Below are 15399 nucleotides of genomic sequence, written 5' to 3'. Positions count from 1 at the left end.
TGTTAAGATTATGCGACGCTTTTGACCAGATCACGTGACAGTTTCGTGACGCCTACTCGGCCGCCTGTGCCATTTCCGTCCCACCTGCGCGGATCACCGCCAAAAGCTCCTCGCGCCGTTTCGCGGCCTTTTGCTCGTTGGCCTGCTTGACCGGGCCAAAGCCACGGATCGAGAGCGGCAATTCGGCGAGCGCGATGATGGCGTCGCGGGTGCGGGTGTCGAGTTTCGGCAGAAGCTCGGCCATATCGGCCTCGTATTGCTTGATCAGCGCGCGTTCCATCCTGCGCTCCTCGGTGCGGCCAAAGGGATCGATCGGGGTGCCGCGCAGCATCTTCAGCTTTGCCAGGAGACCGAAGCCGCGCAGGATGCCGGGGCCGAATTCACGCTTCTTCGGGCGTCCGTCATGGCCGGTCTTAGACAGGATCGGCGGGGCGAGGTGGAACTTCATCCTGAAATCACCGCCGAATTCGGCGCGCGCCTTCGCGGCCGTCTCCAGATGCAGCCGGGCGACCTCGTATTCGTCCTTGTAGGCGAGCAGCTTGTGATAGCCCTTGGCCATCGCCTCTTTCACGCCGGTATCCTGGATGCCGTCGAGCATCTTGCGATAGCGTTTGACCAACCGCTTGCCTTGATAGGCGCGCAGATGGTCGGCGCGGTAGGCAATCTTTTCGTCGAGCGTTTTGGGCTTGGCGACCACATTGGGGGTCAGGACCTTCTCCACCTCGGCGGGATAGAGCGCGGCCCAACGGCCCACCTCAAAGGCGCGCAGATTAGCCTCGACGGCAGCACCGTTGAGGGTAATCGCCTGCGTGATGGCGTCATGGCTGATCGGCAGGAGGCCGCGCTGCCAAGCCGCGCCGAAGATCATCATGTTGGAATAGATCGAGTCGCCCATGACGGTTTTCGCGAGATCCGAGGCGTCAAACAACTGCACGCCCTCGCGCAGTCGCGCCTCGAGTGCCAGTTGCAGCCGGTCGGCGGGCAGGTGAAATTCCGGATCGCGGGTGAAATCGCCGGTGACGATCTCGTGGCTGTTGACCACCGCGCCAGTGCGCCCGGCCAGCGTGAGGCCAAGCGTCTTGGCCCCCGCACTGACCACCAGATCGCCGCCGATCAGCGCATGCGCCTCGCCAGTTGCGACCCGAATCGCGTTGATGTCGCCGGGTTTCTCGGCAATGCGACAGTGGATATGCACAGCCCCGCCCTTTTGCGCGAGACCGGCCATTTCCATCATGCCCGCGCCCTTGCCGTCGATCTGCGCAGCCTGCGCCATGACCGCGCCGATGGTGACGACGCCGGTGCCGCCCACCCCGGTGATCACCACGTTATGCGTGCCATCGATTAGGGGCAGCGTAGGCGCGGGCATATCGGGCAGCTGCAATTCCGTCGTGCTCTCCTTGCGCGGCGTCGCTCCTTCGAGCGTGACGAAGGACGGACAAAACCCCTTGAGGCAGGAGAAATCCTTGTTGCAGCTTGACTGGTCGATGGCCCGCTTGCGGCCCAGTTCCGTCTCGACCGGCACGATGGCGACGCAGTTCGATTGCACACCGCAATCGCCGCAGCCCTCGCAGACATCGGTGTTGATGAAGACGCGGCGGTCGGGGTCTGGAAACTTGCCGCGCTTGCGGCGGCGGCGCTTTTCGGCGGCGCAGGTCTGGATATAGAGAATAACGCTGACACCCTCGACCTCAGCCAGCCGATCCTGCACCGCCATCAGATCTGATCGTTCCGAAAATTCAACGTCTTGCGGGAAGGACTTCAGGTCGATCTCTTCCTTCTCGTCATAGACCACCGACAAGTGCTTCACGCCCATCGCGCGCAACTCAGCCGCGATCTGCGGCGCATCCAGCCCGCCGTCATTGCCCTGCCCGCCGGTCATCGCCACGGCGTCGTTATAGAGGATCTTGTAGGTCATCGTCGTGCCAGCGGCGAGCGCCGCGCGAATGGCCTGCACGCCGGAATGGTTGTAGGTGCCGTCGCCGAGGTTCTGGAACACGTGACCGCGCTTGGAAAACGGGGCCTCGCCGATCCAGTTCGCGCCCTCGCCGCCCATATGGGTGAAGCCGGTCGTCTCGCGGTCCATCCACTGCACCATGTAGTGGCAGCCGATCCCGGCATAGGCGCGGCTGCCTTCGGGCAGCTTGGTCGAGGAATTATGCGGGCACCCGGCGCAGAAATACGGCAGGCGCGTCGCGATTTCCTCGGCATTGTCACCGGCGCGCACCTCCGAGAGCGCGGCCAACCCCGCCTTGATGCGGTCGGTGCCGCGCCCCTCTTCGATGAGGATGTCGCCCAGTTTTTCAGCGATCCAGATCGGATCGAGCGCACCGCGCGTCGGGAACAGCTCGTCGCGATGCATGCCGCCCGCGCCGCCCTTGTACCAGCCGTAAACACGCCGTCCGCGCCGGTCGTCGAAGATGGCCTCCTTGATCTGCACCTCGATCAGCTTGCGCTTTTCCTCGACCACCACGATCAGGTCGAGCCCCTCGGCCCAGTCGTGGAAGCCGTGCATGTCGAGCGGAAAGACCTGCCCAACCTTGTACGTGGTGATGCCGAGACGCTCGGCCTCGTCGGCATCAATCCCCAGCAATTCCAGCGCATGCACCAGATCGAGCCAATTCTTGCCCGCCGCGACAAAGCCGATCTTGGCCCCCGGCTTGCCCCACATCCGCTTGTCCATGCGGTTGGCACGGGAAAACGCCTCGGCGGCGAAGCGTTTGTAGTCGATCATGCGGGTTTCCTGCGCATGCGGCGTGTCGATCAGGCGGATGTTCAGCCCTCCCTCGGGCATCGGGAAATCGGGCGTCACCAACTGCACGCGATCCGGATTGCCATCGACAACCGCCGTTGCCTCGACGGTGTCCTTCATGGTCTTGAGGCCGACCCAGACCCCGGCAAAGCGGCTGAGCGCATAGCCGTAGATGCCATAGTCGATAATCTCCTGCACACCTGCGGGGCTGACCACGGGCATGTAGGCATCCACGAGCGCCCATTCGCTTTGATGCAGCACGGTGGAGGATTCGCCGGTGTGATCGTCGCCCATGGCCATCAGCACACCACCATGCGCGGAGGTGCCCGCCATGTTGGCGTGCCGCATCACGTCGCCGGAACGGTCGACCCCCGGCCCCTTGCCATACCAAAGGCCGAAAACGCCGTCATATTTGCCCTCGCCGCGCAGTTCCGCCTGCTGCGAGCCCCAGAGCGCGGTCGCCGCCAGATCCTCGTTCAGACCTTCCTCGAAGCGCACCTGCGCCTCGGTCAGGACCTTCTCAGCGCGGCGCATCTGCATGTCCACCGCGCCCAAGGGAGAACCGCGATACCCGGTGACATAGCCCGCAGTATTCAACCCCGCCGCCCGGTCGCGTGCCGCTTGCGTCAGCATCAGGCGCACCATGGCCTGCGTGCCGTTCAAAAGAACCGGTGATTTTTCCAGATCGAAACGGTCGTTCAGAGATACCTTCTGCGTGGTCATGTGCGTGCCTCCCTTGGTTTGAGGGCCTTGCCTCAGTATAGGGCAATATTAGGTCATAATTTATGACCTACCAAGTGGAATTTCATAAAATTATCGCGCGCTTGCTATCGCACCACGAGGATTTTCTGCTATTACGTCAGACGTGCTGAAGTTTTTCGGAAAGTTAGGGTCATGGACTGGGATAAGCTCAGAATCTTTCACGCGGTGGCGGATGCAGGCAGCCTGACCCATGCGGGCGATCAGCTCCATCTGTCGCAATCGGCGGTCTCTCGCCAAGTGCGCGCGCTTGAGGAATCGCTGAATGCCACCCTGTTTCACCGCCATGCGCGGGGGCTGATTCTCACCGAACAGGGCGAATTGCTGTTTGATGCGACGCGCGCCATGCTCAAGCGTCTCGACGCCGCCACCGCCCGCATCCGCGATAGCGAGGAAGAGGTGTTCGGAGAATTGCGCGTGACCACCACGACCGGGTTTGGCACGCTGTGGCTCGCCCCGCGCCTGCCCAAGCTCTATGCGAAATATCCCGATCTCAAGATCGATCTGATGCTTGAGGAACGCGTGCTCGACCTGCCGATGCGCGAGGCAGATGTGGCCATCCGGATGAAGGAACCGAGCCAGGCCGACCTAATCCGCAAGCGGCTGATGAGTGTGCATATGTGCCTATACGCCACGCATTCCTACGTGGCGCTGCACGGCAATCCCGAAGCACCCGAGGATCTGCAGGCGCATCGGTTGATCTGCCAGAACCCGCGCTCGGCGCAGGTTGGCGCGGCGGCGACGCTGGTGAATGAGTTGATGACGAATGACATCTCGTCTCTGCTGACGGTGAATAACTATTTCGGTGTTTTGCAGGGTGTGCTCCACGACCTCGGAGTGGGCGTTCTGCCAGATTACCTGATCCGTGATTTTCCGCAGCTCGTGCGCGTCCTGCCCGACGTGTCCTCGAACGAGGTGCCGGTGTTCCTCGCCTACCCTGAGGAATTGCGCCACTCCAAGCGGATTTCGGCCTTCCGCGATTTCGTGCAGGATGAGATCATCGCCTACCGGAAAACGATGAAAGAACAGGCGCTTGGCTAAGGGTTTGGGCACCGTCTGAATCAGCCATGCAGGAATCGCATATCGGCCATGCTGCACATGCGGCATTATTTTCCTTGAACGCGCCGAAGCGGCCCCTTATTTGCCGATTGTGACGGTGATAGCCGCAAGGCGCTCACCATCATACCTCCCTGTTGGACTTTGGCCGAGCTTAGTGCTCGGCCTTTTTTTTCGCTGCACGAAATTTGCGCAAGGCTGTCAGATCACGGGCAGGTCGGGTGTCGCAAAACGCGAGAGCCTGCGCGGCGCGGCGTCGGTGATCACGATGTTTTCCTCATGCACCATGATCCGGTTCGGGGCGAGGTTCACGCCCGGTTCCAGCGTGATGACCATCCCGGGCTGTAACACGGTCTGATCCTTGGCGGTCAGCGACAGTCCTTCGGTCAGTTGCATGCCCAGACCATGCCCCAAACGCCCGGCCCCTTCGCCGCCACCGACGATATCGGCCATCGCCTGCCATAGATCACAGGCCCGAGCGCCCGCGCGCGCCGCCTCTTCGCCCGCGAGCGTGGCCTCGATCAGCCTTGCCTGCGCGTCGCGCTGCGCCGGGCTTGATCGCGCGATGGCGAAATTCCGGTCGTAGTCGCAGAAATACCCGTCCCAGACCGCACCGGTGTCGAGCATCAGCACATCACCCTCGGCCAACGGCGCATCCGATGCGGGCGAAATCACATCCGCATACCCATCCGGCCCGGCCCCGCCTGCAAGATAGGGCACCCAATCGGCCCGCTCCTCCAGCAAGAGCCGCTGAAAATCTCGAAAGACGCGGGACAGCGGCACGCCGGGGGCTGCAATCTCGGGCACCCGGTCAAAGGCGCGGCCCGCGATAGCGCAGGCCTGCGCGATCTTGGCGATCTCGGCCTCTGACTTCACGGCGCGCAATGCGGCCACGATGCCCTCATCGCCGCGCCAGTCCAGACCGCTTGCATGGCGCACCCGCTCGAAATCGCCGAGCGGCATGCGCACGTGGCTCTCGGGGCCATCGGGCACGCCCACCGGGCCGCCAATCTCACGCAGGGTATCGGCCAGAAGCGATACCCCGTCATCGTCGGGGTCGGGGGCCGCCCAGGTGCGGATATCGCTGATCCATGTCGTCCCCATCAGCGCCGCGCCAATCGAGGGGATCACCGCCACCGGGTCGCCCGAGGCGGGCAGGATCAGAAACCAGGGGCGCGACGGGCTTTCCCAAAAGCGCGTCAGAAACCCGGTGAAATAGCGGATTTCAGGCTCGGTCGTGAGCAACAGCGCCCCTAGCTCCACCCGCGACATTTCCGTCTGCGCGCGACGCACCCGCGCGCGATATTCCGCAACCGCAAAGCCGCGCGTCACCCCTCGGCCTCTTCGCTGAGGATGCACAGCACGCGCGCATCCCCCGCCAGATCGAGCCCGCGCAGCGCCGCCACACCGGCCGCGCCCGAGGGCGTCGAGGCAAGTCCCTTGGCCGCCAAATCCGGCAGCACCGCCTCGGCCTCGGCGTCCGAGATCGTGACAAAGGCGTCGGCATCCCGCGCCAGCCCCTTGAGCGCGATCAGTGACGGCACCTTGCAATCAAGCCGCCCCATGTTCGACACCTCGCCGGAGGTTTCGACGGGGCGTCCCTCACGGATGCTCTCTTGCAGGGCGGGCGCGCGTTCGGGCTCGACCACGATGATTTGCGGGCCGTCGCCCCAGACATGGCGGAACCAGGCCGCTGCCGCCCCGGCCAGCCCGCCGACCCCGGCCTGCAAAAGGATATGGCTGGGCGGCTCGGCCATCTGCCGCGTCACCTCTTCGGCCATGGCGAGGTAGCCTTCCATCAGGCGATGCGGCACCTCGAAATAGGCGGGCCATGAACTGTCGGACAGAAGTGTCCAGTCATTGTCGGTCGCAGCCCGCCCGGCGGCCACCATGCTCGCCTCGTAATCGACGCCGTCGCGGATCACCTCGGCGCCCTTGGCGCGCAGCTTGTCGGCGAACCATTCTGGCACCCGTTCGGACAGGTAGATCACCGCCCGCGCGCCGAAGATATGGGCACCCGCCGCCACGGACAGGCCGTGATTTCCCGCGCTCGCCGTCACATAGGTTCGACCCGTGAGCGCGTGGCGCATGTCTTCGACCCCGGTTTCGGCGGCGTCATGCGCGATGACATAGGCCGCGCCAAGCGCCTTGAAACTGCCCAGGCCCATACGCTCGCGCTCGTCCTTGATCCACAGGTCCGCACCGAACCCTTCGACATGGCGCAACGGCGTCTCTGCCGCCGCCGGACAGCGTGCCAGAAGGTTACGCACCGCATCTGCATCCACGCTTGGCCACGGCGCGCCGGCAAGCAAGGCCTCGTCCATGCCCTTGCCGCGAAACGGATTTTCCACAGTTTTCATGATACCCCCTTGTTTCGCGTATCAGAGCGAAAGCGGTCCGTGGCGTCAATGCCTCAGCTGTGACCAGAGGAAAATTTCACCTGCGCGAAATTTATCAGGAACAAGATTGCCGCCCCTGTCGTTGTCTCACCAAGCGCGCATGAAGCGCGTTGAATTCAACCGCAGGGCGCACCCTGCGCTAGCAGAAACGGAGGACTGTAATGACATTCCACAAACTCGCGCTCGCAACCGCATTGACCAGCGTCACCGCGATGGCAGCCTATGCCGACGAAGGCACGTACCAGAGCTCCAAGGATGCCGACGAAACCACGGCAGACGCAACGCAGAGCTCTGAAATGGAGGCGACTGTGAGTGATGACGGTCAACTCACCGCGCCGAGCAGTGTCGACGTTGCGAACAAAGAGTTCACCAATTCGGACAAGACGCTGATCGAGAATGTGCTCACGCAAGCCGACGATGGCGCGACGCTGAACTCTGTCGATGACGTCATCATCGGTGAGGTCACTTCGCACGCGGGCAACCGCGACGCCGAGCATCTGGTCTATGTCGATATTCGCGATGATGCCGACCTTGCTGCGGACAAGATCGCGTTCGAGGCTGGCACGCTCAGCGCCGAGGAATCCGGTGGGCTGGAATATGCCTACTCGATGGAGCAATTGCGCACTGCAGTGGCCGCCAAGGTCGCCGCAATGAAGCAATAAGACAGGCAAATCGGATCCGCCTGTGGCCCGGCCCTTTGGCCGGGCCCTTCTTTTTTCAAAGCTGCGGATTCTGACTGTTCGGCGTGAGCGGCCCCTTTCCCCGGCCTGCGCAATGGCCTAAAGAGACGCGCAATCGGACCACCTTGGGGGATTCCAGTCAAATGCAGGAACCGGCACTCACGCCCGAACTGATCGAGGCCCATGGGCTCAAGCCCGACGAGTACGATCGCATCCTCGAAATCATCGGACGCGAACCGACATTCACCGAGCTTGGCATCTTCTCGGCGATGTGGAACGAGCACTGTTCCTACAAATCCTCCAAGAAATGGCTGCGCACCCTGCCCACCACCGGGCCACAGGTGATCTGCGGCCCGGGCGAGAATGCGGGCGTGGTCGATATCGGCGACGGGCAGGCCGTGGTCTTCAAGATGGAGAGCCACAATCACCCGTCCTATATCGAGCCCTATCAGGGAGCTGCGACCGGCGTGGGCGGCATCCTACGAGATGTGTTCACCATGGGCGCGCGCCCGATTGCGGCGATGAATTCGCTCAGCTTCGGCGAGGTGTCGCATCCCAAGACCCGCCAGCTTGTGCATGGAGTGGTCGAGGGGGTCGGCGGCTATGGCAACTGTTTCGGCGTGCCCACCGTGGGCGGCGAGGTTCGGTTCGACCCGGCCTATAACGGCAACTGCCTGGTGAATGCCTTTGCCGCCGGTCTCGCCGATGCCGACAAGATTTTCTATTCCGCCGCCTCTGGCGTCGGCATGCCGGTGGTTTACCTCGGGGCCAAGACAGGCCGCGACGGTGTCGGCGGGGCCACGATGGCATCGGCCGAGTTCGACGAGACCATCGAGGAGAAGCGCCCAACCGTGCAGGTCGGCGACCCGTTCACCGAAAAGCGCCTGATGGAGGCCACGCTGGAGCTGATGCAGACCGGCGCGGTGATTTCGATTCAGGACATGGGGGCAGCGGGCCTCACGTGTTCCGCCGTGGAGATGGGCGACAAGGGCGGGCTGGGCGTCAAGCTGCAACTCGATGCGGTGCCGCAGCGCGAGACGGGCATGACAGCCTATGAGATGATGCTGTCGGAGAGCCAGGAGCGCATGCTGATGGTTCTGCGCCCGGAAAAAGAGGCCGAGGCGCGCGCCGTGTTCGAGAAATGGGATCTCGATTTCGCCATCGTCGGCGAAACCATCGCCGAGGACCGCTTTCTCATTCTGCATGGCAACGACGTGAAGGCCGATCTGCCGCTGGCTACCCTGTCAGGGAGCGCGCCGGAATATGACCGGCCCTGGGTGGAGCCTACCCTGCCAGAGGCGCTAGATCCCGCCTCGGTGCCGGGCGTCGATCCCATCGACGGGCTGCGCGCGCTGATCGCCTCGCCAAATTATTGCTCGCGCCAATGGGTGTATGAGCAATACGACACCATGGTCATGGCCGACAGCGCCCGCACGCCCGGTCAGGGTGCGGGGCTGATCCGCGTGCATGGCACCGAAAAGCTGCTGGCCTTCACCTCGGACGTGACCCCGCGCTATGTGGCGGCGAACCCGGTCGAGGGTGGCAAGCAGGCAGTGGCCGAAGCCTATCGCAACCTCTCGGCGCTCGGGGCGGTGCCGCTCGCCAGCACCGACAACCTGAACTTCGGCAATCCCGAAAAACCCGAGATCATGGGGCAGTTCGTGGGGGCCATCAAGGGCATCGGCGAGGCTGTGTCGGCACTCGACATGCCGATCGTGTCGGGCAATGTCTCGCTCTATAACGAGACCGACGGCACGGCGATCCTGCCGACACCGACCATCGGGGCGGTGGGCCTGATCCGTGATCCCGAAACGGCAATCACCGGCGAGGCGCGCGAAGGGCATGTGGCGCTTGTTCTGGGTGAAACCCATGGCCATCTTGGTCAATCCGCGCTTCTGGCCGAGGTGTTCAACCGCGTCGAGGGTGACGCGCCCCCGGTCGATCTGGACGCCGAGAAGCGGCACGGCGATTTCATCCGCGCCAATCATGCGCTGATCAAGGCCTGCACCGATCTCAGCGATGGCGGTCTGGCGCTTGCGGCCTTCGAGATGGCCGAGGCGGCAGGCGTTGGCGTGCATCTGGACAGCGACGACACCGCGACGCTCTTTGGCGAGGATCAGGGCCGCTATCTGATCGCGTGCAATTTCGATCAGGCCGAGGCGTTGATGATCGCCGCCGGTCAGGCCGGGGTGATGCTTGCGTCGGTGGGCCGCTTCACCGGCGACACGGTGCGCATGGGTCGCTCCGAGGCCCCGCTCAGCGATTTGTCCGAGGTGTTCCGGGGCAGCTTCGGGGCGACCTTCGGCTGATTCGAGATGTCGATTTTTGGGCTGGAGCGGACCTTTGCCGTTTCAGAGACAAGCCGCGTGGTGCCCGGGGGGCGGTCGGACGCTGCGCGGCGGCGCGTGCCGCGCCTTGATTCCGCGCATTGGGGCTGAATTTCGGCGGCAGCAACAGACCACCACCACGCCCCGCTCACATATCCTCGAACTGCTGCTCCTGCCGGGCCGTCCAGCGGACAGTCAGATCAAAGCCGTCCTCGGTTTGACGCTCATCCTCAACCAGGTCCTTCTGAAACAACCACGCGCGCTTGCGGCCCTCGTCGAATCCCAGGTGCACGTCGCTCAGATGCCGCACCTCGGCGAGCGCCTGTGACACCGCCGTGACCAGATCGTCGATGCCCTGCCCCGTCACCGCCGACAGCGCCTGAACCCCATCTTGCCGGGCTGCCTGCGTCATGGCAGCGGCGCGCGCCTCATCCTCCAACCGGTCGATCTTGTTCCATATCTCGATCTGCGGCACCGTGTCCTTGACCCCAAGACTTTCGAGGATCGTCGCCACGTCGCGCCCCTGCGCCGCGCTCTCGGGATGCGAGATGTCGCGCACGTGGCAGATAAGGTCCGCCTCCAGCACTTCTTCCAGCGTGGCGCGGAACGCGGCCACCAGTTCGGTCGGCAGGTCGCTGATGAAACCCACCGTGTCCGACAGGATCACTTCCGCTCCGCCGCCCGGCAGAACGACCCGGCGCATCGTCGGGTCGAGCGTGGCAAAGAGCATGTCCTTGGCCATGACATCTGCGCCGGTCAGGCGATTGAAAAGCGTGGACTTTCCGGCGTTTGTATAGCCGACCAGGGCGACGATCGGAAACGGCACCTTGGCGCGCGCGGCACGGTGCAGGGTGCGGGTTTTGACGACCTTTTCCAACTGCCGCCGCAAGCGCACCAGTTGCTCGTCGATGGCGCGCCGGTCGGCCTCGATCTGCGTCTCGCCGGGGCCGCCGACAAAGCCCAAACCACCACGCTGCCGCTCGAGATGGGTCCACGCCCGCACGAGGCGCGTGCGCTGATAGCTGAGTGCGGCCATCTCGACCTGCAGCACGCCCTCGCGGGTCGCCGCCCGGTCGCTGAAAATCTCCAAAATCAACCCGGTCCGGTCGAGGATCTTGATATCCCACGCCTTTTCCAGATTGCGTTGCTGCACCGGTGTCAGGGGCCCATCGACCAGCACCAGATCAGCCTCGGCGGCGGTGATCGCCTCTTTCAACTCCTCACGCTTGCCCTTGCCAAAGAGCCGCCCGGCATCGGGCTTGCGCAGCCGCACGACCTGTGCGCCCGCGACCTCCAGATCCGGCAGTGCATGGGCGAGCGATACCGCCTCTTCGAGCGCCAGTTCAGGGTCGCGCGCCCTATCGGCGCCGACAATCTCGGGGTGGATGACCCAGGCCCGGGTGATCGGGCGAGCATGTTCCTTCAATTGGCGTCGTCACCGTCATAGAGGTTCACGGGCTGCGACGGCATGATCGTCGACACGGCATGCTTGTAGACCAGCTGCGATTGACCGTCGCGCCGCAACAGAATGCAGAAATTGTCGAACCAGGTAATCACACCTTGCAGCTTGACCCCGTTGATCAGGAATACCGTGACCGGGATCTTGGTCTTGCGCACCTGATTGAGAAACGCGTCCTGCAAATTTTGCCGATCAGAAGCCATTCAATATCCTGCCTTTTTTCTTGCGCACGCCGCGTATCGGCGCGTCTTTCAACCCTGACACGCAAGCGAGTATGTCCTGCCAGCGCGTGAGTTTCCAGCCCAAAATTGCGCGCCCGGTCAATCCCGCCAGACCGTGGGGTTGAGGAGCGCGATCAGCGCGAGCGTCTCGAGCCGACCCAGCACCATTGCCGTCGCATAGACGAGTTTCGCCCCCTCGCCCAGCTGTGCCAGCCGGATCGGCTCTTCGCTGGCGGCATGGATCAGCGGGCCGGTGGTCGACAGGCCCGACAGGGCGAGGATCAGCGCGGATTCGAAGGTCTGACCAAACAGCGCCAGCACGGCGGTCAGCGCGGTCAGCGTCAGCGCAAACAGCATGAAGAAGATCCACGCGATATAGGCGCCTTGCCGCCGGATGCGCCGTCCCGGCCCCGAGGCGCGCCCGACCGAGGAGGGATGGATGAGCCGCTCCACCTCGCGTTGGCCATGCAGGTAGAGGGCATAGACCCGCAGCAGCTTTACCCCGCCCGCCGTGGTGGCCACGCCGCCGCCGACCAGCGCCAGCCCCATCAGGATGAGCCCCGGCGTCTTGAGCCCGGACCAATCGCGGGCCGCCTGCCAGTCGGCGCTCTCGAAGCCGGTGGTCGACAGGAACGACAGCACCGTGAACACCGCCCCCCAGAGCGAGCGCAGCACGCCCTGCCAATCGGCAGGGTCGGACACCTCGAAGGCGCCGATCCAGTGCCGCAGGAACAGCAGCATCGGCACCCCCGCCACGATCATCAGGCCCAGCCGGAACTCGGGGTCGTAAAACAGCCCCTGCCGCACCGTCGGCACTGTGTCCGACGAGAATGTGAGCCGCGACAACGAGAAGATCAGGAACAGGAAGATCGCGAATTCCCCGGCAAAACCCGAAACCCCGTTCTGCAAACCACCGATCGAGGAAATACCGCTGGTCGACATCGTCGACATCGCGTGCACGGCGGCCACGAAGGCGCGCTCGCCGCCCGCCATGAGAATGATCCAGAGCGCCGCTGTCAGCCCGATATAGACCGGCCCGAGGGTCAGCGTGATCTGCGCCAATCGTCGTGCCGGGCTTGCCCGCTGGAACCGCCCCAGCAGGGCGTCATCCTGCCCCGGTTCAGCGCGTACCGTGACCTCAAAGCCCCCGAGGCTCATCGGCGCGAGCACGGCGGAGGCGGAAATCCAGATCAGCAATCCCCCCGACCAGCCGACAATGGCGCGCCACAGGTGCAGGCTGTCCATGATCCGCCCCGGCACACCAAAGAGCGTGGCCCCGGTGGTGGTGAAACTCGACACCATCTCGAAATAGGCGTTGAGATATGTGGTCGTCTCGACCCCTTCGTAGAACGGCAGCGCCAGATAGACCGGCAGCAGCAGATAGGCCAGCAGCAGCGAGGCGAGGTTTTGCGCGTCGGTCATCTCGCGCGCCGCATCGCGCCCCGACATCGCCAGCCCGATCACCACGACCAGCGCCAGCCCCAGGAGCCCCGAATTGCCAAACGCACGCGCCACGCTGCTATCGCCGCGCATCAGCGCATCGACCATCGGCAGGAACATCAACAGACCGGCAACACCGGCGAGAATGAGGATCAGGGGAAATCGCAGGAGACGCGCGGTCATCGGATCAGAAATAGTCGATTGAGACCTGCAGCAGCTTTTCGACCGCTGCCACATCCGCCGCAAGCGCGAAGATCACCACCGCGTCGCCCGCCTCGATCCGCAATCCGCCGCGCGGTTTATGGATCTTGTCACCCTTTTTAACGCCGCCGAGCAGCACCCCTTCGGGAAAGTCGATATCGCGCAGCGCCGCCCCGGCGATGGACGAGGTCGACATCACTTCGGCCTCGATCACCTCGGCCTCGGCATCGCCGATGGAATAGACGCCACGCACCCTCCCGTGCCGGATATGCCTCAGGATCGAACTGACGGTTGTGGCGCGCGGGTTGATATAGGCGTCGATGCCCAGTGGATCGAGCAACGGCACCATCGTGGGATCGTTGATCAGTGAGATCGCAAAGGGGCAGCCTTCGGACTTGGCGCGCACGGCGGCAAGCATGTTGGTCTTGTCATCATCAGTCACCGCCAGCACCGCATCCGCGCGCGCAATGCCTGCCTCAGCCAGCAGCGCCGCGTTGAGCCCGTCGCCATTCAGCACGATCGTCCGTTCCAGCGCATCCGCCGCGCGTTCGGCGCAGGCGCGGTTCTTTTCGATCACCTTGGCGCGGATACGCCCGCCGGGTCGCTTTTCCAGCGCCTGCGCCACCGCAAGACCGATATTGCCACCGCCGATGATGACCACGCGCTCCTGCTTCTTTTGCGATTTACCGAAAACCTCAAGCGTACGCGGCACGTCATCCACCGGCGCGAAGATATAACACTCGTCGCCCTCGAACAGCTGATCGCCGGATTCAGGCGCAAAAAGCCGCCCCTCGCGGCGCACCGCAAGCACCACGACCCGCAGCGTCGAGAACAGGTCACTCAGCTGCCGCAGCGGCGTGTTGAGCACCGGGCAATCCTCTTCCAGGCGGATGCCCATGAGCTGCGCGCTGTCGTCCATGAAGGTCACGGTATCGAAGGCGGCAGGGGCTGCCAGACGCTGCAGCGCGGCCTGCGCGACCTCGCGCTCGGGGCTGATCACCACGTCGATGGGCATGTGATCGCGGCGGTAGAGATCGGAGTAGATCGCGTCGAGATAGGACTGGCTGCGCAGGCGGGCGATCTTGCGCCGGATGTCAAAGACCGAATGCGCCACCTGACAGGTCACCATGTTGACCTCGTCGGAATAGGTGGCGGCGATGATCATGTCGGCGTCGCGCGCGCCTGCACGGTCCAGCACGTCCGGATAAGAGGCAAAGCCGGTAAGCCCCTGCACGTCGAGCGTGTCGGTGGCCCGGCGCACCAGATCGGGATTGTTGTCCACGACCGTGACATCGTTGCGTTCGCCCGACAGATGCCGCGCGATCTGCCAGCCCACCTGACCGGCCCCGCAGATGATGACCTTCATGTCTCTTGCCTCATCCTGTCTGACGCCGTTGCATGACAGAAGGGCCAGATGCGGTCAATTGCTTTGTCCCCGGCGCGCGGCCCGGCTATGATGCGTGCATGACCCGTATCGCTCGCCTTTCTCTCGTCTGCCTCGTGCTGCTTGGTGCCTGCGCACCGCCCGCGCTTTATCACAAGCCCGGGGCCGCCCCCGCGCAGATCGAGGCCAACCTGACCGCCTGCCTTGTCTCGGCCCTGAACCAGGTGCCGCGCGACATCCGCACGCGCTACATTCCCGCGCAATATGCGCCCTACCGCTACTGCAATTCGCATGGCCGGTGCTACACGCGCCACCGGTTGATCAGCCCGGCACGCACCGAAAGCTATGATGCCAATCAGGGCCTGCGCGCCCGCGTCACCGAGCAATGCATGGCGCAGGCGGGGTATCGTCCGGTGTCGCTGCCGCAATGCGACCCGGACCGGGTGCGCGCGGCTCAGATCGCCACGGACGCCCCGCAACCGCGCCTGGACGCCACAAGCTGCACGCTGCGCCTGCCGACGGGCGAGTGGCGGATCGTGACGCCGGGCGGCGCGTAGGCGCAACCGGCGCTTTTCCGATACAATCCGTCGCTGTGCCGCAGGCGCCTTGCGCAACCATGCGGTAATCACGTAAATGTGATTTTGTCTTCGTTCCCCGGTGCGACGCTGCATACCGGGTATGCACAGACGCCGCTTGTAGAACGAAGCGCGACCGCCATATGCGG

Annotated in this window: 11 protein-coding genes; 4 read left to right on the top strand and 7 right to left on the bottom strand. The window is 64.1% G+C overall.

The annotated features are described in order from the left end of the window. Positions 1-52: 52 nt before the first annotated feature. Positions 53-3472 (bottom strand): indolepyruvate ferredoxin oxidoreductase family protein, encoded by a 3420-nt coding sequence (locus tag PVU19_RS09440; RefSeq protein WP_050661581.1) that lies wholly within the window; start codon positions 3470-3472, stop codon positions 53-55. Positions 3473-3643: 171 nt separating this feature from the next. Here PVU19_RS09440 and PVU19_RS09435 point away from each other — a divergent pair, with 171 nt between their 5' ends. Beyond that, positions 3644-4549, top strand: coding sequence for a LysR family transcriptional regulator (locus PVU19_RS09435; protein ID WP_050661582.1), 906 nt, complete (start codon positions 3644-3646; stop codon positions 4547-4549). Between the two features lie 216 nt (positions 4550-4765). On the opposite strand, the gene PVU19_RS09430 is transcribed toward PVU19_RS09435, so the two are convergent. Further along, on the bottom strand, positions 4766-5896 hold the full coding sequence (locus tag PVU19_RS09430; protein ID WP_050661583.1) for a M24 family metallopeptidase: 1131 nt from the start codon (positions 5894-5896) through the stop codon (positions 4766-4768). Next, on the bottom strand, positions 5893-6924 hold the full coding sequence (locus PVU19_RS09425) for a pyridoxal-phosphate dependent enzyme (RefSeq protein WP_050661584.1): 1032 nt from the start codon (positions 6922-6924) through the stop codon (positions 5893-5895). Before PVU19_RS09425 ends, PVU19_RS09430 begins: the two co-directional genes overlap by 4 nt. 200 nt (positions 6925-7124) lie before the next feature. Here PVU19_RS09425 and PVU19_RS09420 point away from each other — a divergent pair, with 200 nt between their 5' ends. Together PVU19_RS09420 and purL are read left to right on the top strand one after the other, a co-directional pair. Then, positions 7125-7625 carry a phosphoribosylglycinamide synthetase gene (locus PVU19_RS09420; protein WP_235575674.1) on the top strand — a complete coding sequence of 167 codons (501 nt, stop codon included), beginning with the start codon at positions 7125-7127 and terminating at the stop codon, positions 7623-7625. 161 nt (positions 7626-7786) lie between these two features. Beyond that, on the top strand, positions 7787-9952 hold the full coding sequence (gene purL / locus PVU19_RS09415) for a phosphoribosylformylglycinamidine synthase subunit PurL (RefSeq protein ID WP_050661585.1): 2166 nt from the start codon (positions 7787-7789) through the stop codon (positions 9950-9952). Between the two features lie 166 nt (positions 9953-10118). Here the strand turns inward: purL and hflX are convergent, their stop codons facing one another. The 4 genes from hflX to trkA all read right to left on the bottom strand — a co-directional run bounded on the left by hflX (position 10119) and on the right by trkA (position 14657). Continuing rightward, the gene (gene hflX, locus PVU19_RS09410) at positions 10119-11396 is read right to left on the bottom strand and encodes a GTPase HflX (RefSeq protein ID WP_050661586.1); all 1278 of its coding nucleotides are present in this window, start codon (positions 11394-11396) and stop codon (positions 10119-10121) included. After that, a complete protein-coding gene (hfq, locus tag PVU19_RS09405; protein WP_008283145.1) occupies positions 11393-11632 on the bottom strand; it encodes an RNA chaperone Hfq in 240 nt (79 codons plus the stop codon). The genes hflX and hfq overlap by 4 nt, the downstream gene beginning before the upstream one ends. A 117-nt stretch (positions 11633-11749) precedes the next feature. Then, positions 11750-13273, bottom strand: coding sequence for a TrkH family potassium uptake protein (locus tag PVU19_RS09400; protein WP_050661587.1), 1524 nt, complete (start codon positions 13271-13273; stop codon positions 11750-11752). Between the two features lie 4 nt (positions 13274-13277). Then, positions 13278-14657 (bottom strand): Trk system potassium transporter TrkA, encoded by a 1380-nt coding sequence (gene trkA, locus PVU19_RS09395; RefSeq protein WP_050661588.1) that lies wholly within the window; start codon positions 14655-14657, stop codon positions 13278-13280. A 98-nt stretch (positions 14658-14755) separates the two neighbouring features. On the opposite strand from trkA, the gene PVU19_RS09390 reads away from it, so the two are divergent. Then, positions 14756-15232, top strand: coding sequence for a hypothetical protein (locus tag PVU19_RS09390; protein ID WP_152911586.1), 477 nt, complete (start codon positions 14756-14758; stop codon positions 15230-15232). The last annotated feature ends 167 nt before the right edge of the window (positions 15233-15399 follow it).

Source organism: Roseovarius tolerans, assembly GCF_028885395.1.
Classification (GTDB): Bacteria; Pseudomonadota; Alphaproteobacteria; order Rhodobacterales; family Rhodobacteraceae; genus Roseovarius; species Roseovarius tolerans.
The sequence above is the reverse complement of the archived record's forward strand: the minus strand, read 5'-3'. Positions and strand labels throughout refer to the sequence as shown.

Excerpts from the sequence above, each read along its gene's own strand:
- trkA (WP_050661588.1), bottom strand. The coding sequence starts at position 14,657 with ATGAAGGTCATCATCTGCGGGGCCGGTCAGGTGGGCTGGCAGATCGCG.
- PVU19_RS09390 (WP_152911586.1), top strand. The coding sequence starts at position 14,756 with ATGACCCGTATCGCTCGCCTTTCTCTCGTCTGCCTCGTGCTGCTTGGT.
- purL (WP_050661585.1), top strand. The coding sequence starts at position 7,787 with ATGCAGGAACCGGCACTCACGCCCGAACTGATCGAGGCCCATGGGCTC.
- PVU19_RS09420 (WP_235575674.1), top strand. The coding sequence starts at position 7,125 with ATGACATTCCACAAACTCGCGCTCGCAACCGCATTGACCAGCGTCACC.
- PVU19_RS09400 (WP_050661587.1), bottom strand. The coding sequence starts at position 13,273 with ATGACCGCGCGTCTCCTGCGATTTCCCCTGATCCTCATTCTCGCCGGT.
- PVU19_RS09435 (WP_050661582.1), top strand. The coding sequence starts at position 3,644 with ATGGACTGGGATAAGCTCAGAATCTTTCACGCGGTGGCGGATGCAGGC.
- hfq (WP_008283145.1), bottom strand. The coding sequence starts at position 11,632 with ATGGCTTCTGATCGGCAAAATTTGCAGGACGCGTTTCTCAATCAGGTG.
- PVU19_RS09425 (WP_050661584.1), bottom strand. The coding sequence starts at position 6,924 with ATGAAAACTGTGGAAAATCCGTTTCGCGGCAAGGGCATGGACGAGGCC.
- PVU19_RS09440 (WP_050661581.1), bottom strand. The coding sequence starts at position 3,472 with ATGACCACGCAGAAGGTATCTCTGAACGACCGTTTCGATCTGGAAAAA.